Genomic DNA, 23,573 nt, shown 5'->3' with positions numbered 1-23,573 from the left:
GACTGGGGCGGTACCCGGCGAGAAGGCGACGCCGGGTACCGCCCTAGGCTTTGCGCCATGCCCGCAACCACCGGCCCGCTCCCCGAGGGCCCCTTCACCTACGAAGCGGTCGGCGCGACCCTCGAGGGTCACTGCCCGCCCGACTTCAGCCCCCTCCACGTCCGCTCCCGCATAGGCGAGGGCACGGACGTGTTCGAGCGGGCCGCGCACGCCGTCCGCACCTGGGAGATGCACCGCGCCCTGGGCGTCGGCATCCACGCCTCCGCACCCGAGGCGGCCCCCGGCGTCGACGTGACGGTCACCCTCGGCGGCGTCATCAAGGCCCCCTGCCGCGTCGTCTACACACTGGACGAGCCCCGCCGCAAGGGCTGGGCCTACGGCACGCTGCCGGGCCACCCGGAATCCGGTGAGGAGTCCTTCGTGGTCGACCGCACGGGAGACGGCACGGTCTGGCTCACGGTCACCGCCTTCAGCCGCGGCGCCAAGTGGTACGCACGGGCGGGCGGGGCGGCGACGCGGGGGTTGCAGCACGCTTATGCGCGGCGGTGCGGGGTGGTGCTGCGGCGGCTGGTGGAGGACCCGAAAGACTGAACCCACGCAGTACTGGGCTGCGACAGATTATGTCTACTGACCTTCAAAGCGTGATGTCGGTGGGCTGACGGCCCATGATCCCTGCGGTATGCCGGGTGTTTGGGATACGCGCAAGGGGGCGGGCTGACCGACGAGCGGCGTGCCTTTCGCGAGAAGTTGCGGATGGAGGCGGCCGAGCGTTTCCAGCAGGGCGGAGAGAACGCGGACATCGCGCATGACCTGCGCGTCAGTGTCCGGTCGGTACAGCGCTGACGCAAGGCCTGGTCACACGGCGGGCCGAGAGCCCTGGCCTCGAAGGGGCCGGCGTCGCTGCCGCGGCTAAGCGACGAACTCTTCGCCGTGCTCAAGCCAGAACTGTTCAAGGGCCCGGTCGCGCACAGCTGGCCGGACCAGACCTGGACCCTGTCGCGGATCAAGGCCCCTGATCGGGCGCCGGTTCCACAAGAGCTACACCGTCCAGGGTGTCGCCGCGCTGCTCAGACGGCATGGCTGGACCTGCCAGGTCCCCGCTCGCCGTGCCATCGAGCGAGACGAGGCGGCCGTGGCCGGCTGAGTGAAGGAGGTCCGGCCGCAGGTGGAAGGATCGTGGCGGCGCTCGCCTGGCTCGTCTTCGATCGAGGACGAAGCCGGATTCTCGATGGACGCCGCCGACCACCCGCACCTGGTCCCGCCACGGACACACCCACGTCATCTGTGTCGGGGGCCGATCCCGCCGCCGCTTATCCGTCGCCGCGCTGGTCTGCTACAAGCCTCGCGAACGCTCCCGGCTGATCTACCGGCCCTGTCCCGACGCGCGTCCCGACGGACGCAAGAGCTTCTCCTGGAAGGACTACCGCGACCTGATCCAGACCGCTCACGACCAGCTCGACGGCCCCGCGGCGCTGGTCTGGGACAATCTGTGGCACGAGGGTGTCGGCGCAACGGGTGTGTGTCCGCGCCTGACCCAGGTCCGTGAGGTGGGTGGCGTCATCGAGAACCCGGCCTCGTCTTCGAAGCACAGCCAGTCTCCGAGCGCCGCCACGGTGCTTCCACCTGGCGCCAGGTCTCCTTCACCCAGCCCGTCACGGCCTCCTCGTCACGCTCCAGCGCACGGCGGGCCGGGACCTGAGGCTGAACCCGTGCCGGTGCAGCAAGGAGCCCCTGACGTCCGGTCATCACACCGGTGGACCATCAGATCCACTCCAACCAAAAACGCCCCGAGGCTCAAACCATGCCAGGATCGCGACTGGGAATCAGACGGTGGATGAAGTATCAATCTTGGATACCAAGCGCACGAATGCGCCATCCTTCGATATTTCAATTGATACAGGGCCGCATTTAATCACCGATTCAGCCGAGTCCTCCAGGAAAACGATAGAAAACCTACCCCGCACTTGCGAGTAACTCAGATCACGCACAACTCTGACCACTCTCCTTTCAGTCGCCACACCACTTGCAGGACCCCAAGGGATGACATCAAAAGTAGGTGTGAAAGATTCAAAAACCTGATCTGCAGCATCCTTCCTGTCGTATCCCTTCTCAGCCGGAAGATCTACGATAATTAGCGACATCAAGGCACCTGTATCCGGATGCAGCTTGAGTTCCACGTATCCACCATCGGAACCCTCGACCAAAAGATAGAGTGGCTGCACTCCTCTATCCACATGCCAAATAATTTTGAGGGGGATCCAGGGATCCTTCTCCACGGTAGCCCCTGGACAGGGAATCATTCCGCTGACGTTCGGCATTTTCTCCCCTATCCGGTATACAGACCGTGCACGAGCGCAGGCAAAGGATCCGCCGATCGTTGGCTGAACTTCAATTCCCATCCCCCCACATTCACCATACGCCCGAGCGGAACCCCAGAGCGCGTGGCCTGTGTGACCGCAGACTGCAGACTAAGCAATTGAACCTGAGCAGCCAAGCCGAGCTGTTCGGCTCCGGCTAGGTCCTTGACTGCTCTCCCTTGGAGATACTCAGCCATATGTTCAGTCACGTTTCCGTGCACCCAGACCCTCGTATTCCCTGCCTGCATTTCAAAGGACCTGGGAAGATCACTTCCGAGATAATTCGGCTGCGTAGGCTTTATATCATCCCAGACACTGAAACTCCGACTAGCTGATTTTCCTGCGGCAGCGGCTTCTGCAGCGACTGCCTGAGCAGTGAGTCTACCCAATCCCCAACTGATGAGCCAAAGAACGTCCGAGACGATCGCCTCAACACAGTCCCCCTTGCCCGTAGCGCAGTTGATATTGGCCTGCACACCAAAAGGGTCATTCTGCGAAGGATCAAGCAATCCAGCCTTATGTGCCGTAGAGCAGAAAGCCCCGTAGTTGGTATCACCAGCGTTGACGTTCTGGCAGGTTCCCACCATCCACTCATGGACTGCCTGATCGTACGTCTTACCGAAAATCATCACACCGCGCGCGGTGAGCTCTTCTTCGGTCGGGATGGGAACACCATTGACGCTGACGCCACCCCCAGAATTTCCTGTAACTCCGGAGCTATTGGTGCTCGCAGTTCCGGTCCCACCACTTTTGCTGTAGTCGACCGCCTCACTGGGGCGCCCGTTTCCAGGCGTGCCGTCAGGGCGCCTCGGGCAGGCTGGATCGTTCTTACCGCCGCACTTCAGGCCGAGTCCCGTCGGATCGGAGAAGGTGACGGGGTTGTTGACGCTGTACGTGTAGCCGTTGAGGGTCTCGTGCTTGTCGAGTTCCAGCAATGGGTCGACGCTGATGAACTGGCCGTTCTTCGGGTCGTACTCACGGGCCCCGATGTGCGTCAGCCCCGTTCCGACATCCGCCGGCTTGCCCAAGAACCCCTTGTCGTCCGGCCAGCTGACACCCGGCTTCAGATCCCGTGAGGCCCCGAACGGCGATGTGTACCTCTTCGTCACCGCGTACGTCGTCGCGTCGAGCGCGAGGCTGGACGTGCCGTGATGGTCGGATGCCAGGAAACTCAGCTTTGTGCCCGAGGCGCCGGCAACGGCCGTGCGGACCGCGATCGTCTGGCCGTTGGCCGTGTAGTAACGCGTCCCGGACAGGGTCTTCGTCGTGCCCTTGACCGTCAGGCGGACCTCCGTACCGCCCAGGTACAGAATCGTGTCGCCGTCACCCTTGGCGCGACGGATCAGCAACTCCCCGTCGGCGTCATAGAGGTAGCTCGTCTCCGCCGTGCCCTCACTCGTCTTGGCCAGCTTGCCCTCGCCGTTCCAGAGGAGGGACTGGGTGGTCTTCGGACCAGGGCGGGACGTGGTGTTGCCGTTCACGTCGTAGTCGTAGGCAGCCGCCGTGGCGCCCGTCGTGTTGTCCAGGGTGTGCGGCTTCTTGTCGCCGGCCGCGCTGGTGTCGTCGTAGGTGTATGTCGCGGTGCTGTCGCCCGTGCCCGAGTGCTTGGTCTCCGTCTTGCGCTGACCGGCACCGGTGTAGGTGTACGACGTCCAGTACGGGGCCGCGCCGTCGAGGTTGGACGTCGTGCGGCCCGAAGCCGCGCAGTCGGCCGTCTTCGGGGTCCAGGACTCGGTCATGCGGCGGTGGCCGTCGTACGTGAAGCACTGGTAATCGGGCTTGGTCGTGCCGCCCTGCGTGGAGGCGTCGAAGATCGACGTGACGTTGCCCGCGTCGTCCTGGGTGAACTGCAGCTCCTGCGGCATGTAGCCATGCACGTCATCGGTGACGAAGGAGCGGGTCAGGCGGCGCGTGCCCTTCTCGTACACCCAGTTGAGGTACGCCTTCTTCGCGGTGTCCGCCCCGTCCTTGCCCAGGGCCAGCTGACGCAGGTCACCCTGTGGGGAGAACACCGCGCCCTGCAGATAGCCGGTCGCGCCGGCCGACTTGATCTGCTGTCCCGTCGCGTTGTACTCGTAGCCGACCTGCTCCGCAGGGAGGCCACCCGCCGCCGGATGGGACGTCATACTGATCGTCCCGTCCAGGCGGTAACCCGTCGCGAAGGACAACGTCTTCGGCACACCCGCAGCCACCAGCGCATCCGTCTCGGGGAGCAGAAGCTGGCTCTCCTTGACCTGGTACAGGGGGTCGTACGACGTGACCTGCTTCGTGTAGGCCTTGCCCGTGGAGGCCGAGCCGCCGTCATAGCGGACCGCGGTGTCCAGCTGCCCCTTGGCCAGCGAGTCGTAGGTCCAGGCCGCGAGCTTGTTCGCGTCCGTCTTCGTGCCCTGCCACAGGCCCGTCTTGCGGTTCAGCTCGTCGTATCCGTAGAGGAGCTTCTTTCCCTCCTCCTCGATGTTGAAGGACGACTCGACCCGGTCGAGGCTGTCGTAGACCGACTTCGCCGTGCCCTTGTCGGGGTCCGTCGCGGTGAGCTGACGGCCGAACAGGTCGTACGTGTACGACCACACGCTCTTGTCCGGGCCGGTGATCTTCTCCTGTTGGCCCGCGTCCGTGTACGTGTAGGTGGTCGTTGTGTAGTCCGTGCCTGTCGGCGTCGGGCCCGCGTATTCGCGGCGTTCGGTCGTCTGGCCGAGGGTGTTGCTGATCACTGCGGTGGCCTGGCCGCCGGGCGGGGCGGACGTCGTGACCGTGTCGCCTGTGTACGTCGCCTCGGTGGTCCAGCGGGTCACGCCGTGTGCCTTCGTGACCGTCTTGATGGCACGGCCGACGCCGTCGTACGTCGTGTCGGTCTGGATCGGCGCCTGGCCGCCCTCCGTCTGCACCGGAGTGCCCGAAGGGGCGGAGGTGTCGTCCCAGATGTCGCCCTGCGCACTGACCGCCAGCCCGCGGCTGTCGTAGCGGGTCAGCGAGAGCAGGCGTCCGCCGACCGGTGTCGTCGTGTGGTCGGTGGGATCTCAGCGGCGGCGACGTTGCTGTCCCTGTTGCCTGTTGTCTCGCTTGTGACCGCCGGTGACGCTACGGCCGCTCCGAACGGGGCACTGACCGATCGGTCAGCTTCGGCGTCGGCGCGGGCCGCGGCGACCGGTGAACCCGTAGAAGTGCCGTCCGAGCGGACCGAGTACACGACGACCGTCGCGAACGCTGATGGCACCTTCACCCTCACCCAGTCGACGCAGCCTCAGCGAGCGCGGGACGAGAACGGCACCTGGCAGGACATCGACGTCACGCTGGAAGAACGTCCCGATGGGACGGTCGGTCCGAAGTCCGCCGTCGTGGACGTGGCGTCCTCGGGCAGAGGCAACGGTCTCTTCGCATCCGAACATGGCGATGCCCCCGCCTCAACACCACGACCCCACCCCGTAGTCACACAGTCACAGAACCTTCATAGGTCCCGCGAGCTAACGCCACCTCAGTTCCCGTCGTCAATGTGAACTGCATCACAATACAAAATGACGGAGGGCCTCTGACCTGCGACGACAGTGGGCGAATGCCAGCCACCACCTACATGCCGCACATTCATGGCATGACCACGCTACGTATGTGATTCAGCGTTGAACATGCAAAACACGCCATCCGCACTATCCGCGTCAGCAAAGACGCCCGCCCAGCCGACAGCTCAATCATCATCTCGTTGAACTCGGCAACCTTCAGGCGTCACCTCCACACAGCGAGATGACTGCACGACAAGAACAGGCCAAGTAGCAGCAATAGCGCTCGGCGAGCCGTTACGCGTCGTGATCGGACGCGCGGGGGTCAGGGCACCGTTCCGGTCAAGCGGCTGGCCAGATCCGCAGATACGCGGACGCCCCGCACAGGCCATTCCTGTACGGGGCGCAGCCACGAAGCCACCCCTACCGCAGCAACACCCCCGCCCCCTCCCCCAGCTCCTGCGAAGGCACCGTCACCAGGCCCAGTTCGGCGGTGGAGGCCAGCAGGCGGTGGGACGGCAGGATGCGGACCGTGTAGCCGAAGGAGCCGGTGCGGTCGAGGGACAGCGGGCCCTCGTAGACCCAGCGGCCCTCCTCGTCGGGTCCGCTCACCGGCTTCAGCGGGACGTACGTCGCGTCCGTGATGCGGTCGTCGGTGTCGACGCGGCCGGAGACCGCCTGGACCTCGACGTCGTCCGGGCCCAGGTCGCCGAGCGCCACCCGGACGCGCAGCACCAGCGTCGCGCCCAGCTCGGCGGCCGTACCGGCGGGTGCCGCCGAGGTCTCCACATGGTCCACGCTCACCCGGTGCCAGGCCCCCCGCACCCGTGCCTTCCACTCGGACAGCTCCCGGGCCACGTCCGGGACCAGCGAGCGGTGCGCGCGGGCGGCCGGGGCGTACAGGCGCTCGACGTACTCCCGGACCATGCGGCCCGCCAGCACCTTCGGACCCAGATGCGTCAGGGTCTCGCGGACCATCGCGATCCAGCGGTCGGGCAGACCGGCCTGCCCGCGCTCGTAGAAGCGGGGGGCGACCCGCTGTTCCAGCAGCTCGTACAGGGCCGCCGCCTCCACGTCGTCCCGGCGGTCCTGGTCCTCGTTCGTCGCCGTGCCGTCCGCCGTGGGGATCGCCCAGCCGAAGTCCGGCCGGAACCATTCGTCCCACCAGCCGTCCAGGACGGACAGATTGAGACAGCCGTTCAGCGCGGCCTTCATGCCGGACGTGCCGCACGCCTCCAGCGGGCGCAGCGGGTTGTTCAACCAGACGTCGCAGCCGGGGTACAGCTTCTGCGCCATCGCCATGCCGTAGTCGGGAAGGAACACGATCCGGTGGCGCACGCGCGGGTCGTCCGCGAATCGCACCAGCTCCTGGATCAGGCGCTTTCCGCCGTCGTCCGCCGGATGCGCCTTGCCCGCGATCACGATCTGCACCGGCCGCTCCGGGTGGAGCAGCAGATCCATCAGGCGGTCCTGGTCGCGCAGCATCAGGGTGAGGCGTTTGTAGGAGGGGACGCGGCGGGCGAAGCCGATGGTCAGGACGTCCGGGTCCAGGACGCCGTCGATCCAGCCGAGTTCGGCGGTGCCCGCGCCGCGCTGCCGCCAGGAGGCGGACAGGCGCTCGCGCACCTCGACGACCAGTTGTTCGCGCAGGTCGCGGCGCAGTTCCCAGATGTCCTGGTCGGGGATGTCGCCGACGGCGTCCCAGCGCTCCGAGCCGCCGACGCTCATGGCGTCCTCGGTGCGCTCGGCGCCGATCTGCCGGGCGCCGAGGCGGAACACCTCCGGGGCCACCCAGGTGGGGGCGTGCACGCCGTTGGTGACGGAGGTGATGGGCACCTCGTCCGGGTCGAAGCCCGGCCACAGTCCGGAGAACATCTGCCGGCTGACCTGCCCGTGCAGCAGGGAGACGCCGTTGGCGCGCTGGGCGAGCCGCAGCCCCATCACCGCCATGTTGAAGACGTTCGGGTCGCCGCCCGTGTACGTCTCCATGCCGAGCCCCAGGATGCGGCCGACGTCGATGCGCGGCAGCTCCGCGTCGGGGCCGAAGTGGCGGGCGAGAAGCTCACGGTCGAAGCGGTCGATGCCGGCGGGGACGGGGGTGTGGGTGGTGAAGACCGTGCCGGAGCGGACCGCCTCCAGACCGGCGTCGAAGTCCAGTCCCTCGTCGTGGAGTTCGGCGATGCGTTCCAGGCCGAGGAAACCCGCGTGGCCCTCGTTGGTGTGGAAGACCTCGGGGCCGGGGTGGCCGGTGAGGCGGCAGTACGTGCGTACGGCCCGGACACCCCCTATGCCGAGCAGCATCTCCTGGAGGAGCCGGTGTTCGCTGCCGCCGCCGTACAGCCGGTCGGTCACGCCGCGTTCGCCGGGGTCGTTCTCCTCGACGTCCGAGTCGAGGAGCAGCAGCGGCACCCGGCCCACCTGGGCCTGCCAGATCCGGGCGTGCAGCCGGCGTCCGCCGGGCAGTGCCAGGCCGACCTGGGCCGCCGAGCCGTCGGCCTCCTGGAGCGGCACCAGGGGCAGTTCGTGCGGGTCGAGCACCGGGTAGTGCTCCTGCTGCCATCCGTCGCGGGACAGGGACTGCCGGAAGTAGCCGTGCCGGTAGAGCAGGCCGACGCCGATCAGCGGGACACCGAGGTCGCTGGCCGCCTTCAGATGGTCGCCGGCGAGGATGCCGAGACCGCCGGAGTACTGGGGCAGCGCGGCCGTGATGCCGAACTCGGGCGAGAAGTACGCGATGGCGGCCGGGAGTTCGGACGCCTGCCCCTGTCCCTGCGTCTGCGCCTGGTACCAGCGGTCCCCGGTGACGTAGTCACGCAGGTCGTCGGCGGCGGCGGTCAGCCGGCGCAGGAAACGCCGGTCCTCGGCGAGTTCGGCGAGGCGCCGGGTGGAGACGGAGCCGAGCAGGCGCACGGGGTCGCCGCCGGAGGAGGCCCAGCGCTCGGGGTCGACCGACTGGAAGAGGTCGCGGGTCTCCGCGTGCCAGGACCAGCGCAGATTGCGCGCCAGTTCGCTGAGCGGGTGCAGGACTTGGGGGAGGACGGGTCGGACGGTGAATCTGCGGATGGCCTTCACAGAGGGTTCCACCTTCGCGCCAGGACGTACGGGCCGGGGGGACGCACTCCGCTGTGCGCCGTTCGTCACCCCCGACGGTAGCGGCGCGGGGGCCCGGTAACCACGGGGCGTCCCCCGGTATGCGATTACGGCGCATCCGTACCCCGGCCGCCCCGCCGGGCAGTCCCTTCCCGGGCGTTCAGTCCTGAATTCGCCGCAGGGCGACCGTGAGCAGCGGCAACCCGGCCGCACCACCCGTGGGCCCCACAGCCGATATGGCCGATTCCACCCCTCTGTGCGGCCTTGTGGCACTTCACGCCGCACGAGAGGCTGCCCCGTGGCGGTGCCGGTTCGAGGAGGGGGTTCTCACACATGGGTCATCCGGGAGAGGCGAGAATCAGGCGTGCCCGCCGGGCGGGAGGGCTCACGGCGGTCCTGACCGCCGTGGTGCTTTCGGCCCTCACCCTGCCCGCGCAGGCCGCCCCGGAGGGGCTCGTCCAGGGGGTCGGTGATCCCGGTTCCGTCAAGGGCAGTTGGATCGTGACCCTGAAGGCGGGCGTCCGGGCCCCGTCGACGGCCGGAAAGGGCGTAGCGGCGCAGTACGGGGCGGAAATACGCCATATGTACGGCACCGCGCTGAACGGTTACGCCGTGACGGCCGGCGAGACGGAGGCCAGGCGTCTGGCGGCGGACTCCCGCGTCGCCTCGGTCGTCCAGGACACGAAGGTGACCTACGACCGAGCCCCGAGCGGGCACCGGCAGCCGAACCCGTCCGCGTGGGGCCTGGACCGCGTCGACCAGCCGGACCTGCCCCTCGACAGGAGCTACGCCTGGCCGCGGTCGGCGGGCGAGGGCGTCACCGTGTACGTGATCGACACCGGCGTACGGGTCACGCACAAGGACTTCGGCGGCCGGGCCGTGAACGGCTGGGACTTCGTCCAGAACGACCGGACCGCGCAGGACGGCAACGGCCACGGCACCCATGTCGCGGGCACCGTCGCCGGCACCGTCCACGGCGTCGCCAAGAAGGCCCGGATCGTAGCCGTACGGGTGCTCGACGACGCGGGCGGGGGGACGACGGCCCAGGTCATCGCGGGCATCGACTGGGTCACCGGGCACGCCGTGAAGCCGGCCGTGGCCAACATGAGTCTCGGCGGCCGGGGCAACGCCCAGCTCGACGCGGCCGTACGCAACTCCATCGCGTCCGGGGTCACCTACACGGTCGCGGCGGGCAACGACGGGCTCGCCGCGAGCCTGTCCTCACCCGCCCGTGTGAAACAGGCGATCACCGTCGGCGCCACCGACAGGAAGGACGTCCGCGCCGCGTTCTCGAACTGGGGCCCGCGCCTGGACCTGTTCGCCCCCGGTGTGTCCGTGCCGTCCGCGTCCCACCGGAGCGACACCGGCACGGCCACCCACTCCGGTACGTCCATGGCCGCCCCGCACGCGGCGGGCGCGGCGGCCCTGTATCTGGCCGACCGTCCGGGGGCGTCACCGGCCGAGGTGGGCAGAGCCCTGGTTGAGCGCGCGGTTTCGGGCAAAGTGAAGGACAGGAAGGCGGGCTCCCCGAACAGGCTTCTCCAGGTCGACCGTTCGTAGGAGTCCGTAACACCGGAGGTGAAGGTCTCTTTACCGAGAGCGACTACAGTGACCGGCCTCGACCCTTTCGGACGAGGCCGGTCTTGTGTGTAGACATACGCGTGAGTAGTTAACAAAGTGCCGGAATGCCCACCCGCACTGTGTGGGAAGGCTCCACCGGTAGTCCCGCTGGCCCCACCTCCCCACACCCTTATCCGCCCACCCACGTTGACGCGGACAGGAGCGGTCATGCCCGCCACGCACCATTCGTCACCACCCCCGACGACCAGTACCACCAGCGCCACACCACAGAGCACCGCCGCACGCCCCGCACGCCCGGCGCGCACGGGTCCGCCCGCGCCGGCCACGCCACCTCCCAAGACCCCCGGGACACCGGGCGCCCCCACCATCGGGCGCATACCGGTCATCGACGTACGGCCGGCCGTCCACCACGGCCGCCGCCCGGCGAAGGCGGTCGTGGGCGAGGCCTTCGAGATCTCGGCCGTCGTCATCCGGGAGGGCCATGACGCGGTCGCCGCCAACGTCGTGCTGACGGACCCGGACGGCCGCCCGGCCGGCTGGACCCCGATGCGCGAACTCGCCCCCGGCACGGACCGCTGGGGCGCCACCGTCTCCGTACCGAGCGAGGGCGTCTGGTCGTACGCCGTGGAGGGCTGGGGCGACCCGGTCACCACCTGGCGCCATCATGCCCGCATCAAGATCCCGGCCGGCATGGACACCGAGCTGGTCCTGGAGGAGGGCGCGCGGCTGTACGAACGCGCCGCCGACGACATCCCCGAGGGCGGGAGCGGACGGGCCACCCTCCGTGCCGCCGTGGACGCGCTGCGGGACACCGCCAGGCCCGCGTCCTCCCGGCTGGCGGCGGCGTTGGCGCCGGAGGTGGACGAGGTCCTGACCCGTCATCCCCTGCGGGAGCTGGTCACCTCCAGCGAGCCGCTGCCGCTGCTGGTGGAGCGGGAACGGGCCCTGTTCGGCTCCTGGTACGAGTTCTTCCCCCGCTCCGAGGGCACCCCCGCCCAGCCCCACGGAACCTTCCGCACCGCCGCCCGCCGCCTGCCCGCGATCGCCGCGATGGGCTTCGACGTCGTCTACCTCCCCCCGATCCACCCCATCGGCACGACCTTCCGCAAGGGCCACAACAACACCCTCTCCCCCACCCCCGACGACGTCGGCGTGCCCTGGGCCATCGGCTCCCCCGAAGGTGGCCACGACGCGGTCCACCCCGACCTCGGCACCCTGGAGGACTTCGACTTCTTCGTCGCCCAGGCCCGCGCCCAGGGCCTGGAGATCGCCCTGGACTTCGCCCTGCAGTGCTCCCCCGACCACCCCTGGGTCGACAAGCACCCCGAGTGGTTCCACCACCGCCCCGACGGAACCATCGCCTACGCGGAGAACCCGCCGAAGAAGTACCAGGACATCTACCCCATCGCCTTCGACGCGGACATGCCCGGCCTCATCGCCGAGACCACCCGCATCCTGCGGCACTGGATGGACCACGGGGTCCGCATCTTCCGCGTCGACAACCCCCACACCAAACCGGTCGTGTTCTGGGAACAGGTCATCGCCGACATCAACGCCACCGACCCCGACGTCATCTTCCTCGCCGAGGCCTTCACCCGCCCCGCGATGATGCACACCCTGGCCGCCACCGGCTTCCAGCAGTCCTACACCTACTTCACCTGGCGCACCACCAAAGCCGAACTCACCGACTACGCCACCGAACTCGCCGGTGAGGCCGCCGCCTACATGCGGCCCAACTTCTTCGTCAACACCCCCGACATCCTCCACGCCTTCCTCCAGGAGGGCGGCCGCCCCGCCTTCGAACTCCGCGCCGTCCTCGCCGCCACCCTCTCCCCCACCTGGGGCATCTACTCCGGCTACGAACTCTGCGAGAACACCCCCCTCAAACCCGGCAGCGAGGAATACCTCGACTCCGAGAAGTACCAGCTCCGCCCCCGCGACTGGGACACAGCCGCACGCGACGGACACACCATCGCCCCACTGCTCGGCAAGCTCAACGAGATCAGGCGTCGGAGCCCGGCGCTGCGCCAGTTGCGCAATCTGCACTTCCACCACGCCGACCAGGACGCGGTGATCGTCTACTCGAAGCAGGCGGGCTCGAACACGGTTCTGGTGGTCGTCAACCTCGACCCCCACCACACCCAGGAGGCCACGGTCTCGTTGGACATGCCGCAACTCGGCCTCGACTGGCACGAGTCCGTGCTGGTACGAGACGAGCTCACCGGTGAGGTCTACACCTGGGGCAGGAACAACTACGTACGACTGGAACCGGGACGCTCGCCCGCCCACGTACTGACCGTCCTGCGACCGTCCAACCCGCAGATCGGGGGGTCACCCACACAATGATCGTCAACGAACCCGTTCCTGACACCTTCGAGGACACGCCGCAGAAGGACCGGGACCCGGACTGGTTCAAACGCGCCGTCTTCTACGAGGTGCTCGTCCGCTCCTTCCAGGACAGCAACGGCGACGGCGTCGGCGACCTCAAGGGCCTCACCGCCAAACTCGACTACCTGCAGTGGCTCGGCATCGACTGCATCTGGCTGCCGCCCTTCTTCAAGTCCCCCCTGCGCGACGGCGGCTACGACGTCTCCGACTACACCGCCGTCCTCCCCGAATTCGGCGACCTCGCCGACTTCGTGGAATTCGTCGACGCCGCCCACCAACGCGGCATGCGCGTCATCATCGACTTCGTCATGAACCACACCAGCGACCAGCACCCGTGGTTCCAGGAGTCCCGCAAGGACCCCGACGGCCCCTACGGCGACTACTACGTCTGGGCCGACGACGACAAACAGTTCCCCGACGCCCGCATCATCTTCGTCGACACCGAAGCCTCCAACTGGACCTTCGACCCCGTCCGCAAGCAGTACTACTGGCACCGCTTCTTCTCCCACCAACCGGACCTCAACTACGAGAACCCGGCCGTGCAGGAGGAGATCATCTCGGCGCTGCGCTTCTGGCTGGACCTGGGCATCGACGGTTTCCGCCTGGACGCCGTGCCCTACCTGTACCAGCAGGAGGGCACCAACTGCGAGAACCTTCCCGCGACCCACCACTTCCTGAAGCGGGTGCGGAAGGAGATCGACGCGCACTACCCGGACACCGTGCTGCTGGCCGAGGCGAACCAGTGGCCGGAGGACGTCGTCGACTACTTCGGCGATTTCCCCAGCGGCGGCGACGAATGCCACATGGCGTTCCACTTCCCGGTGATGCCGAGGATCTTCATGGCGGTACGCAGGGAATCGCGCTACCCGGTCTCGGAGATCCTCGCCAAGACCCCGGCGATCCCCTCGAGCTGCCAGTGGGGCATCTTCCTGCGCAACCACGACGAGCTGACCCTGGAAATGGTCACCGACGAAGAGCGCGACTACATGTACGCGGAGTACGCCAAGGACCCGCGCATGCGCGCCAACATCGGCATCCGGCGCCGCCTCGCCCCCCTCCTGGACAACGACCGCAACCAGATCGAACTCTTCACCGCCCTGCTGCTCTCCCTGCCCGGCTCGCCGATCCTCTACTACGGCGACGAGATCGGCATGGGCGACAACATCTGGCTCGGCGACCGCGACGCCGTGCGCACCCCCATGCAGTGGACGCCGGACCGCAACGCCGGCTTCTCCTCCTGCGACCCGGGACGGCTGTCGCTGCCGACGATCATGGACCCGGTCTACGGCTACCAGGTCACCAACGTCGAGGCGTCGATGTCGTCACCCTCGTCGCTGCTGCACTGGACCCGCCGGATGATCGAGATCCGCAAGCAGAACCCGGCGTTCGGCCTCGGCAGCTACACCGAGCTGCAGTCGTCGAACCCGGCCGTCCTCGCCTTCCTCAGGGAGGCGCCCTCGACCGAGGGGGACGGGGACGACCTGGTGCTGTGCGTGAACAACTTCTCGCGTTTCGCGCAGCCCACCGAACTCGATCTGCGCGCCTACGAAGGACGCCACCCCGTCGAACTCATCGGCGGAGTGCGCTTCCCCGCCATCGGCGAACTGCCCTATCTCCTCACCCTCGCGGGCCACGGCTTCTACTGGTTCCGCCTGCGGAAGGACACCGTGTAAGCCCGACCCGAACCCCGGGCGGGCCGGTTTCTCCCGGCCCGCCCGGGGCACGCAGACAGGAACACCCCGCCCCCGGGGAAAGGACGCGAGGCCATGTCGGAAGCCGCCACGCACCCCACCGCGCCAAGTCCTGCTCCACCGCCCGCCACGGAGCCCGCCCCCGGGCTGCTCCTCTCCCTGGAGCCGCTGCTGCGGGAGTGGCTGCCACGGCAGCGCTGGTTCGCGGGGAAGGGCCGGCCGGTCGCCGGGTTCAGTCTGGTCGCGGCCACCGAGCTGCTGCCGGTGGGCACCGCCAAGGCCGGGCTGTTCCACCTGCTCGTCCGCGCCCACCAGCCGCTGGTGCCGTCCCAGGGGGCCCCGGCCCACCCCGGCGACTGCTACCAGCTGCTGCTCGGCGTGCGCGAGACGCTGCCGCCCCGGCTGGCGCCCGCGCTGATCGGGCACGTGGCCGAGGGGCCCCTGGCCGGACGCACGGTGTACGAGGCCCTGCACGACCCCCGCCTCGCCGAGGTCCTCCTGGAGGCGATGCGGACCGAGGCGCACGTCGGGGAGCTGCGCTGCGGGCGGGACACCCGGCACGACATCCCCGAGGGCCTGGTGCCCCGCCTGATCACCTCGGAGCAGTCCAACTCCTCGCTCGTCTACGGCGATACGTTCATTCTGAAGCTGTTCCGCCGGGTCGTGCCCGGCGACAACCCCGACCTGGAACTGCCGAGGGAGCTGTCCCTGGAAGGCTGCCCCCGGGTACCCGCGCCGGTGGCCTGGATGGTGGCGGAGCTGGACCGGGGCGCCGGCGCCGAGGGCCACCACGTCCTGGGCGTCCTCCAGCCGTTCCTGCACGGCGCGGCCGACGGCTGGGAACTGGCGCTGAGCATGCTGGCCAAGGGCGAGGACTTCACCGCCGAGGCGCGGGCGCTGGGCCGGGCGACCGCCGAGGTGCACACCGCGCTGGCGCGGGCCCTGCCCACGGTCACCCTGGGCCGACAGCAGCTGGAGTCGCTGGTCGACGGGATGACCGGCCGTCTGGAGTCCGCCGCGCAGGCCGTACCCGCGCTGCGGCCGTACGCCCCCGGTCTGCACACGGCCTTCGAGGCGCTCGCCGACCTGGCCGCCGAGGGGCGCACGTGGACCGCCCAGCGCATACACGGCGACCTCCACCTCGGGCAGTGCCTCCGCGCGCCCTCCGGGCAGTGGTCGCTCATAGATTTCGAGGGCGAGCCGTCGAAGCCGCTGGCCGAGCGCCGGATGCCGCAGCCCGTCGCCCGTGACGTCGCCGGCATGCTCCGCTCCTTCGACTACGCCGCGCACTCCCTCCAGCCCCCGGCCGCCGACTGGGCGACCGCCTGCCGGGCCGCGTACTGCTCCGGCTACGCGGACGTCGCCGGGGCCGACCCCCGTACGGATCCCGTGCTGCTGCGCGCCTACGAGACCGACAAGGCCGTGTACGAGGTCCTCTACGAGGCCCGCCATCGCCCCGACTGGCTCCCGGTCCCCCTGGCCGCCGTGCGCCGGCTCGCCACGGACCCCAACGCCGACACCCCCTGACACGCCCCAGCCCGACCTGCCGAGGAGGCAGTACCTGTGACACCCCGCCCGCCGTCCGACGACAGCACCCAGCCCACCGGCCCCGCCGACGAGGGGCCCGCCCCGGTGAAGAGGACGGCCGTGAAGAAGACGGCCGCGAAGAAAGCCGTGGCGAAGAAGGCGACCGCGAAGAAGACGGCGACGAAAAAGGCGGCGACGAAGAAAGCGGCGACCCCGTCTGCCGGCAGCACGCCCACCGCCGCCGCCGAGGAGGCACCGCAGCCGGTGCGGACGGCCGGCGGGACGCGGAAGCCCAGGAAGACGGCGGGCGTCAAGGCCGCCGAGATCGAGGCGGCGGCCGAGAAGGCCGGCGAGGGGGCACCGGAGGCGAAGGCGCCGATCGAGGGCGAGCCGGCCGCCGGGACGTCCGCGCCGAGAAAGGCCGCCGCGCGCAAGGGCGTGGCCGCGAAGGCACCGGCGAAGAAGGCCACCACGACGACATCCACGGCGACGAAGGCCGAGGCCGTGGCGAAGAAGGCCGTGGCGAAGAAGGCCGTCACGAACAAGACCGTGACGAAGGAGGCGGTGACGGACAGGGCCGTGGCGAAGAAGGCCGTGACGAAGAAGACCGTCACGGACAAGGCCGTGGCGAAGAAGACCGTCGGGAAGAAAGCCGTCACCGCGAAGCCCGCCGCCACCACCGCCGCCGGGACCGCCGTCGCGAAAGCCACCGCCGCGAAGACCGCCGTGGTGAAACCCGACGCGTCGACGAAGGCCGCCGCGAAAGCCACAGGCTCGAAGAAGACGGCCGCCAAGAAGACGGGAGTCAAGAAGGCCGCCGTCAAGAAGACAGCCGTCGAGACGCCCGCGTCCGGGGAAGCCGTCACGACCGAGGCCGCCGCCAGGCGCACCGCCGCGAAGAGGGCCGTGCGGACGCCGCGGCAGGCGGAGAGGGCGCAGACCCCGGTACTGGTCCCGGCCGTCCCGCCAGGCGCCGGGGCGGCCCCTCCCCCACCGGTGCCGGCCGACGCACCGGCCCCGGAGGCCGTGCTGCCCCAGCAGGCCTCCGCCGAGCCGGTGGTCCCCGAGCAGAGCGCCGCCGAGCCGCCGGCCCCGCAGCCGTCGGTCCCCCGGCAGGACACCCCCGAGGCGCCCGGCATCCCCCAGGACGACCCCGCCCTCGCCCACCCCGTCGTCTCCCCCGCGATGGACGGCGCCGATCGCGAGCGGCTGCTGGCCGGGACCCATCACGCGCCGCACTCCGTGCTGGGGGCCCACCCCGTGCCCGGGGGTGTGGTGTTCCGGGCGTTCAGGCCCTACGCGCTCGGCGTGAGTGTGGTGGTGGACTCGCTGCGGGCGGAGTTGCACGACGACGGGGGCGGCTTCTTCTCGGCGCTGCTGCCGTTGCGGGAGGTGCCGGGGGCGTACCGGCTGCTGGTGTCGTACGAGGGCGCCGTGCAGGAGACGGAGGACGCGTACCGTTTCCTGCCCGCGATCGGTGAGCTGGACCAGCATCTGATCAACGAGGGCCGGCACGAGGAGCTGTGGAAGGCACTCGGCGCCGAGCCGATGACCCACCAGGGCGTGACCGGCACCCGCTTCACCGTGTGGGCGCCGAACGCGCTCGGCGTGCGCCTGGCCGGGACCTTCAACTTCTGGGACGCCACGGGGTACCCGATGCGTTCGCTGGGCTCCTCGGGCGTGTGGGAGCTGTTCGTGCCCGGGATCGGCGAGGGCGAGCTGTACAAGTTCGAGATCACCCGGCCGGACGGGTCGAAGACGCTCCGGGCCGACCCGATGGCCCGCCGCACGGAGGTCCCGCCGAACACGTCGTCCGTCATCCACGCCTCGCGGTACGAGTGGAACGACGAGGAGTGGCTGGCGCGGCGTACGCAGACCCCGGCGCACGAGGCGCCGTTCTCGGTCTACGAGGTCCATCTGCCGTCCTGGCGACCGGGCCTGACGTACCGGCAACTGGCGGAGCAGCTCCCGGCGTACGTCTCCGACCTCGGCTTCACCCATGTCGAGCTGCTGCCGATCGCCGAGCACCCCTTCGGCGGCTCCTGGGGCTACCAGGTCACCGGCTTCTACGCCCCGACCGCCCGCCTCGGCACCCCCGACGACTTCAAGTACCTGGTCGACGCCCTGCACCGGGCCGGGATCGGAGTGCTGATGGACTGGGTGCCGGCCCACTTCCCGCGGGACGACTGGGCCTTGGCCGAGTTCGACGGGCGTCCGCTGTACGAGCACGCGGACCCGCTGCGGGCGGCGCATCCCGACTGGGGGACGCTGGAGTTCGACTACGGCCGCCGCGAGGTGCGCAACTTCCTGGTGGCGAACGCCGTCTACTGGTGCGAGGAGTACCACATCGACGGGCTGCGGGTGGATGCCGTCGCGTCGATGCTGTACCTCGACTACTCGCGCGAGCCGGGCCAGTGGACGCCGAACGAGCACGGCGGCCGGGAGAACCTGGACGCGGTCGCCTTCCTCCAGGAGATGAACGCGACGGTGTACCGGCGGGTGCCGGGCGTCGTGACGATCGCGGAGGAGTCCACGGCCTGGGACGGCGTCACCCGCGCCACCCACCACACCGGCCCCGGTGGCTTCGGCGGTCTCGGCTTCGGCCTGAAGTGGAACATGGGCTGGATGCACGACTCGCTGGACTACATGGCCAAGGACCCCGTCCACCGCAAGCACCACCACCACGAGATGACCTTCTCGATGGTGTACGCGTACAGCGAGAACTACGTCCTGCCGATCTCCCACGACGAGGTCGTGCACGGCAAGGGCTCACTGGTGTCGAAGATGCCGGGCGACTGGTGGCAGCGGCGGGCGAACCACCGGGCGTACCTGGGCTTCATGTGGGCCCACCCCGGCAAGCAACTCCTCTTCATGGGGCAGGAGTTCGCCCAGGGCGCGGAGTGGTCGGAGGCGCACGGTCCCGACTGGTGGCTGCTCGATCCCGCGTACGGCGCCGAGGCCGACCACCGGGGGGTGCGTGATCTGGTCCGTGACCTCAACACCACCTACCGCGACACCCCGGCCCTGTGGCAGCAGGACACCCGGCCCGCCGGGTTCTCCTGGATCACGGGTGACTCCGCGGACGACAACGTGCTGGCGTTCCTGCGGTTCGCCGAGGACGGCACGCCCCTGCTGGCCGTGTCCAACTTCAGCCCGGTCGTCCGGCAGGAGTACCGGCTGGGTGTCCCCGAGGACGTCCCGGCCTGGCGCGAGGTCCTCAACACGGACGCGGAGGCCTACGGGGGGACCGGCGCCACGACCTCCGCGCCGGTGAAGCCCGACCCGCACCCCTGGCACGCCCGCCCGGCCAGCATCCGCGTCACCCTGCCGCCCCTGTCCACGGTCTGGCTCCGCCCGGCCTGAGCCCCCGCCGCGGGCCGGTGGGGGCCCTGCGGGCCTGAAAAGCAGTGGGGCCGCAGCCCCCTGCTTTTCAGGGGCGCGGGGAACTGCGCGAGCAGCCCCCACCGAAGCGGCAGACGCATGCCCCGGGCGACGGGTCACCCACCCCTTCGCCCCCCGAACATCATCCGCCGCAACGCCCCCAGCAACCCACTCCCGCCCCGCTCCCCCACCGGCTCCACCGACGGAGTCACCCGCTCCGCCGACGGTGCCACCGGCGGCGGCACGGACGGCACACCCCCGCCCGCGTCCGGCCCCCGCCGCCCCACCGCGCCCCGAGCCGCGCTGTGCACCGCGAGTTCGTACCGCACCGGCAGCAACCGCAGTCCCCGCACCACCGGCCCCGACCGCCACGGCAGCTGGTCCGGCGGCAGGGTCAGCTCCGCCCGCGCGAAGTGGTCGAAGATCCGCCCGACCGCGGTCGTCACGATCGTCCCCGCCAACTCCCGTGCGGCGCTGGGGCACTGGTGCTGTCCCGCCCCCCACGCCAGATGGGCCCGCGTACTGATCGTGGAGTCGACGATGTGGGAGGAGCCGACCGCGAGCAGGTCCAGGTGCGCGGCCGCCACCGACGGCGACACGATGTCACCGGCCCGGATCAGGTAGTTGCCCAGCCGCACATCACGCGCCGCGAAGCGGAAGCAGAGATTGGCCGTGGGCGGATTCGCCAGCGCCGCCCGGTTCACGGTCTCCCCCAGCTGCCCGTCGGACAGGCTGCGGCGGACCGTGGCGTTGCCCCGCAGCACCTCCAGCAGCGTGTTGCAGACCATGTTCCCGGTGATGTCGTTCAGATAGACCGCGTTCATGAACAGCTCCCGGCCCAGCTGTTCGTCGCTCAGCGAGGGGTCGGACAGCAGCATGTAGGAGGTCAGGTCCTCCCCGGGGCGCGAGCGCCGATGAGCCGCCAGCCGGATCATCGCGCCCAGCGACCGTTCGGTGGCCGGCCCCGCGTCCGGCCCGCCGTCCAGCATCCGCCACAGGTCCATGACCATCTCGTCGCCGAGTTCGACGGGGCACCCGAACAGCTTGGTCGTCACCATGAGGAGCAGCGGCCGGGTGTACTGCGCCGCGAGATCGGCGAACCCGGTGGTCCCGGACTCGGCCGCGAGCACGGCGATCAGCTCGTCGGCGTACCGTGCGACGGCCGCCCGCAGTTCCCAGCCCTCGGGCGAGTGGCCGTCCTGGAAGGGCCGCAGCGCCGAGTGGTGGCTCAGCCGGGCACGCCGGTGTTCCTCGTCGTCGAAGAACATGGTCTGCCGGACCTCGTACCCGGCGAGGAGCGGCCAGCCCTTCGGCAGCCGCCCCTCCGCCCGCGCCCGCCAGTGCCGCACGTCGCGCCGCCAGACGGTGTCGTTGCGCAGGACCTCCAGCACCTCGCGGTAGTCGAGAACCAGCCACGCCGGAACCCCCAGCAGCCCCACCGGTGCCACGGGACCGTACGTGCTCCGCAGTCGCTCGTAGACGCCGCCCGGGTCCGCGTCGAACTCCGAGGTCAGCAACGGCTCCACGCGCAGCGATTCCAGGCCGGGCCCACCGGCGGGAGCGGCCGCGAACGGATGTGTTTCCATGACCGACACGCATACCGCATGAACCGTGCACGCGCAGTGACGACGACCAGAACTGTTACGGGTTGGTGATCCCCGATGCACCTGTGGTGACGGTGACGGGAACACCGTCTGCCCGCTAGCAGGCAGACGGCTCCCGCCGTCGGCTTCACGCCGGCGTCAGTTCCTCCCCGAGCGCCCGGGGCAGGTCCTCCGCGTGGACGACGGCGAGCGCCTGGGTCGCCCGGGTCAGCGCGACGTACAGGTCGCTGGTGCCGAGGCGCCCCGGCTCGACGACGAGGACGGAGTCGAACTCCAGGCCCTTGGCCTGCCGGGGGTCGAGGAGGACGACGGTATTGGTCAGGTCGGGTTCCGCACCCGCCGTCACCCCGTCCAGCCGGGCCGCGAGCGCCCGGTGCAGTTCGCGTGGCGCGATGACGGCGAGCCGCCCCTCGGCCGGGGTCAGTTCGGCCACCACCTCGGCCACCTCGGCGGGCAGCTCCCGCGCCGCCGCACGTCGCGCCCAGGGCCGTACGCCCGTGGACCGTACGGAGCTGGGCGGCTCGAAGTCCGGCCGCTCGGCGCGGACGACCGCGGCCGCGACGGCCATGATCTCGGCGGGGGTGCGATAGTTGACGCCGAGCCGGGTGTGCTCCCAGCGGTCCTGGACGTACGGGGCGAGGATGTCGGCCCAGGAGCCGACGCCCGCGGCCTCCGCGGTCTGGGCCGGGTCGCCGACGAGGGTCATCGAGCGGGTCGGGGAGCGCCGCATCAGCAGCCGCCAGGCCATCGGCGACAACTCCTGCGCCTCGTCGACGATGATGTGCCCGAACGCCCAGGTCCGGTCGGCCGCCGCCCGCTCGGCGGCGCTGCGGTGGTCGTCCTCCTCGTGCCGCTCGGCGAACCGCTCGGCGTCGATGATGTCGTGCGCGGACAGCACCTCCGAGCCGTCGGGGTCGCTGTCCTCCTTGTCCTCGAACTCGTACGTCCGGGAGGCGTACGACACCTCCAGCACGCCCTGCGCGTACGCGATCTGTGTCTCCCGCTCGCGCTCGGCTCGCGCCCGCGCCAGCCGGTCGTCCTCGCCGAGCAGTTCGGCGGCCTCGTCGAGCAGGGGCACGTCGGCGACGGTCCATGCCCGGGTGACGGGACGGCGTACGGCGTCGGCGTCCTCCGGGGAGAGGTACGCGTCCGGCTCGGCGAGGAAGTCGGCGATCAGGCGGCGCGGGGTGATCCGGGGCCACAGCCGGCCGATGGCGGCCCACACCTCGGGGTTCTCGGCCAGCTCGTCGCGGATCTGGGTGATGTCACTGGCGTCCAGGAGGTTGGAGCCGTCGTAGGGGTCGGTGCCGATGCGTTCGGCGACCATCTCCGTGAGGGTGTTGAGGATGTGGCCCTCGAAGTACTCACGGGCGGCGTTGTGCGGGAGTTTCGCCTCGCGGGTGCGCTCGCGGGCGACCCGGACGAGGTCGTCGTCGAGCATGAGGATCTCCCGGTCGTGCTCGATGGCGACGACCGGGTCGGGCAGGGTCTGCCGGTCCCGTACGACGGCCGCGAGCACCTCCGCCATGGCGGCGCTCCCCTTCACCCGGGCCGCCCGGGGGGTGTCGGCCGCGGTCGCCCGCACGCCGGGGAACAGTTCGCCGACGGTGGACAGCAGGACGCCCGTCTCGCCCAGCGAGGGGAGCACCTCGCCGATGTAGCCGAGGAAGGCGGGGTTGGGGCCGACGACGAGGACGGCGCGCTTGGCGAGGAGTTCGCGCTGCTCGTAGAGGAGGAAGGCGGCCCGGTGCAGGGCGACGGCGGTCTTGCCCGTGCCGGGGCCGCCCTCGACGACCATCACGCCCTGGTGCGGGGCGCGGATGATGCGATCCTGCTCGGCCTGGATGGTCTGCACGATGTCGCCCATGCGGCCGGTGCGGGCGGAGTCGAGGGCGGCGAGCAGGACGGCGTCGCCGGTGGGGTCCTCGTAGCCGGTGCGGGTGGCGTCGCCGAGGTCGAGGATCTCGTCGTGCAGGGCGGTCACCCGGCGGCCCTCGGTGGTCAGGTGCCGGCGGCGGCGCAGCCCCATCGGGGTGTGGCCGGTGGCGAGGTAGAAGGGGCGGGCGACGTCGGCGCGCCAGTCGATGAGGATCGGCGTGCGCTCGGTGTCGTCCTCCCGCAGCCCGATGCGGCCGATGTGGTGGACGCCCCCGTCGGCGAGGTCGAGCCGGCCGAAGCAGAGCGAACCGTCGACGGCGTTCAGCGCGGCCAGCAGCCCCGAGCGCTCGGCGACGAGGATGTCCCGCTCCAGGCGGGCCTGCATGGGCGTGTTGCCCTGGGCGAGCGCGTCCGTGACCGAGCCCTCGGTCTCACCGCGCAGGGCGTCCACCCGGGCATACACCCCGTCGATGAATTCCTGCTCGCGCCGCAATTCATCGTGCGAATAGCCGGTGTTTGACAATTCCACTCCCGCCCGGATATACTGTGCTCACTGAACTTCTTTGCGACTCAACAGGATTGAAG

General features: G+C 69.9%; 11 protein-coding genes and 2 pseudogenes. 7 read left to right on the top strand and 6 right to left on the bottom strand.

Annotated features, from left to right (window positions below):
- Positions 1-57 precede the first annotated feature (57 nt).
- Together H4687_RS32280 and H4687_RS48740 are read left to right on the top strand one after the other, a co-directional pair.
- Positions 58-591, top strand: a complete 534-nt coding sequence (locus H4687_RS32280) for a DUF1990 family protein (protein WP_046915596.1) — start codon at positions 58-60, stop codon at positions 589-591.
- Positions 592-690: 99 nt separating this feature from the next.
- Positions 691-1,490 (top strand): annotated as a pseudogene (locus H4687_RS48740) (winged helix-turn-helix domain-containing protein); the annotation flags it as partial.
- 20 nt (positions 1,491-1,510) lie between these two features.
- Here H4687_RS48740 and H4687_RS48735 read toward each other — a convergent pair.
- The 4 genes and pseudogenes from H4687_RS48735 to H4687_RS32260 all read right to left on the bottom strand — a co-directional run.
- Positions 1,511-1,724, bottom strand: a pseudogene (locus tag H4687_RS48735) (helix-turn-helix domain-containing protein); the annotation flags it as partial.
- 99 nt (positions 1,725-1,823) lie between these two features.
- The gene (locus H4687_RS32270; protein ID WP_143685379.1) at positions 1,824-2,276 is read right to left on the bottom strand and encodes a hypothetical protein; all 453 of its coding nucleotides are present in this window, start codon (positions 2,274-2,276) and stop codon (positions 1,824-1,826) included.
- A 50-nt stretch (positions 2,277-2,326) separates the two neighbouring features.
- Positions 2,327-5,242 carry an RHS repeat domain-containing protein gene (locus H4687_RS32265; protein WP_318787718.1) on the bottom strand — a complete coding sequence of 972 codons (2,916 nt, stop codon included), beginning with the start codon at positions 5,240-5,242 and terminating at the stop codon, positions 2,327-2,329.
- A 1,029-nt stretch (positions 5,243-6,271) separates the two neighbouring features.
- Positions 6,272-8,920 carry a glycosyltransferase family 1 protein gene (locus H4687_RS32260; RefSeq protein ID WP_046915597.1) on the bottom strand — a complete coding sequence of 883 codons (2,649 nt, stop codon included), beginning with the start codon at positions 8,918-8,920 and terminating at the stop codon, positions 6,272-6,274.
- Between the two features lie 351 nt (positions 8,921-9,271).
- On the opposite strand from H4687_RS32260, the gene H4687_RS32255 reads away from it, so the two are divergent.
- The 5 genes from H4687_RS32255 to glgB all read left to right on the top strand — a co-directional run bounded on the left by H4687_RS32255 (position 9,272) and on the right by glgB (position 19,488).
- Positions 9,272-10,498 carry a S8 family peptidase gene (locus H4687_RS32255; RefSeq protein ID WP_046915598.1) on the top strand — a complete coding sequence of 409 codons (1,227 nt, stop codon included), beginning with the start codon at positions 9,272-9,274 and terminating at the stop codon, positions 10,496-10,498.
- Positions 10,499-10,726: 228 nt separating this feature from the next.
- Entirely contained in the window at positions 10,727-12,865 is a 2,139-nt protein-coding gene (locus H4687_RS32250; protein WP_192781744.1) for an alpha-1,4-glucan--maltose-1-phosphate maltosyltransferase, read from the top strand.
- Positions 12,862-14,580, top strand: coding sequence for a maltose alpha-D-glucosyltransferase (gene treS, locus H4687_RS32245; RefSeq protein ID WP_097249339.1), 1,719 nt, complete (start codon positions 12,862-12,864; stop codon positions 14,578-14,580). The genes H4687_RS32250 and treS overlap by 4 nt, the downstream gene beginning before the upstream one ends.
- A 93-nt stretch (positions 14,581-14,673) precedes the next feature.
- Positions 14,674-16,125 carry a maltokinase N-terminal cap-like domain-containing protein gene (locus H4687_RS32240; protein ID WP_050399652.1) on the top strand — a complete coding sequence of 484 codons (1,452 nt, stop codon included), beginning with the start codon at positions 14,674-14,676 and terminating at the stop codon, positions 16,123-16,125.
- Positions 16,126-16,161: 36 nt separating this feature from the next.
- On the top strand, positions 16,162-19,488 hold the full coding sequence (gene glgB / locus H4687_RS32235) for a 1,4-alpha-glucan branching enzyme (RefSeq protein ID WP_078907641.1): 3,327 nt from the start codon (positions 16,162-16,164) through the stop codon (positions 19,486-19,488).
- Positions 19,489-19,622: 134 nt separating this feature from the next.
- Here the strand turns inward: glgB and H4687_RS32230 are convergent, their stop codons facing one another.
- Positions 19,623-21,092, bottom strand: coding sequence for a cytochrome P450 family protein (locus H4687_RS32230; protein ID WP_050399651.1), 1,470 nt, complete (start codon positions 21,090-21,092; stop codon positions 19,623-19,625).
- A 145-nt stretch (positions 21,093-21,237) separates the two neighbouring features.
- Positions 21,238-23,481, bottom strand: a complete 2,244-nt coding sequence (locus tag H4687_RS32225) for a HelD family protein (RefSeq protein WP_046919037.1) — start codon at positions 23,479-23,481, stop codon at positions 21,238-21,240.
- Between the last annotated feature and the right edge of the window lie 92 nt (positions 23,482-23,573).

The sequence above is a fragment of the Streptomyces stelliscabiei genome, from assembly GCF_014873495.1.
Taxonomy (GTDB): Bacteria; Actinomycetota; Actinomycetes; order Streptomycetales; family Streptomycetaceae; genus Streptomyces; species Streptomyces bottropensis.
This window is presented reverse-complemented; position numbering and strand designations above follow the sequence as displayed.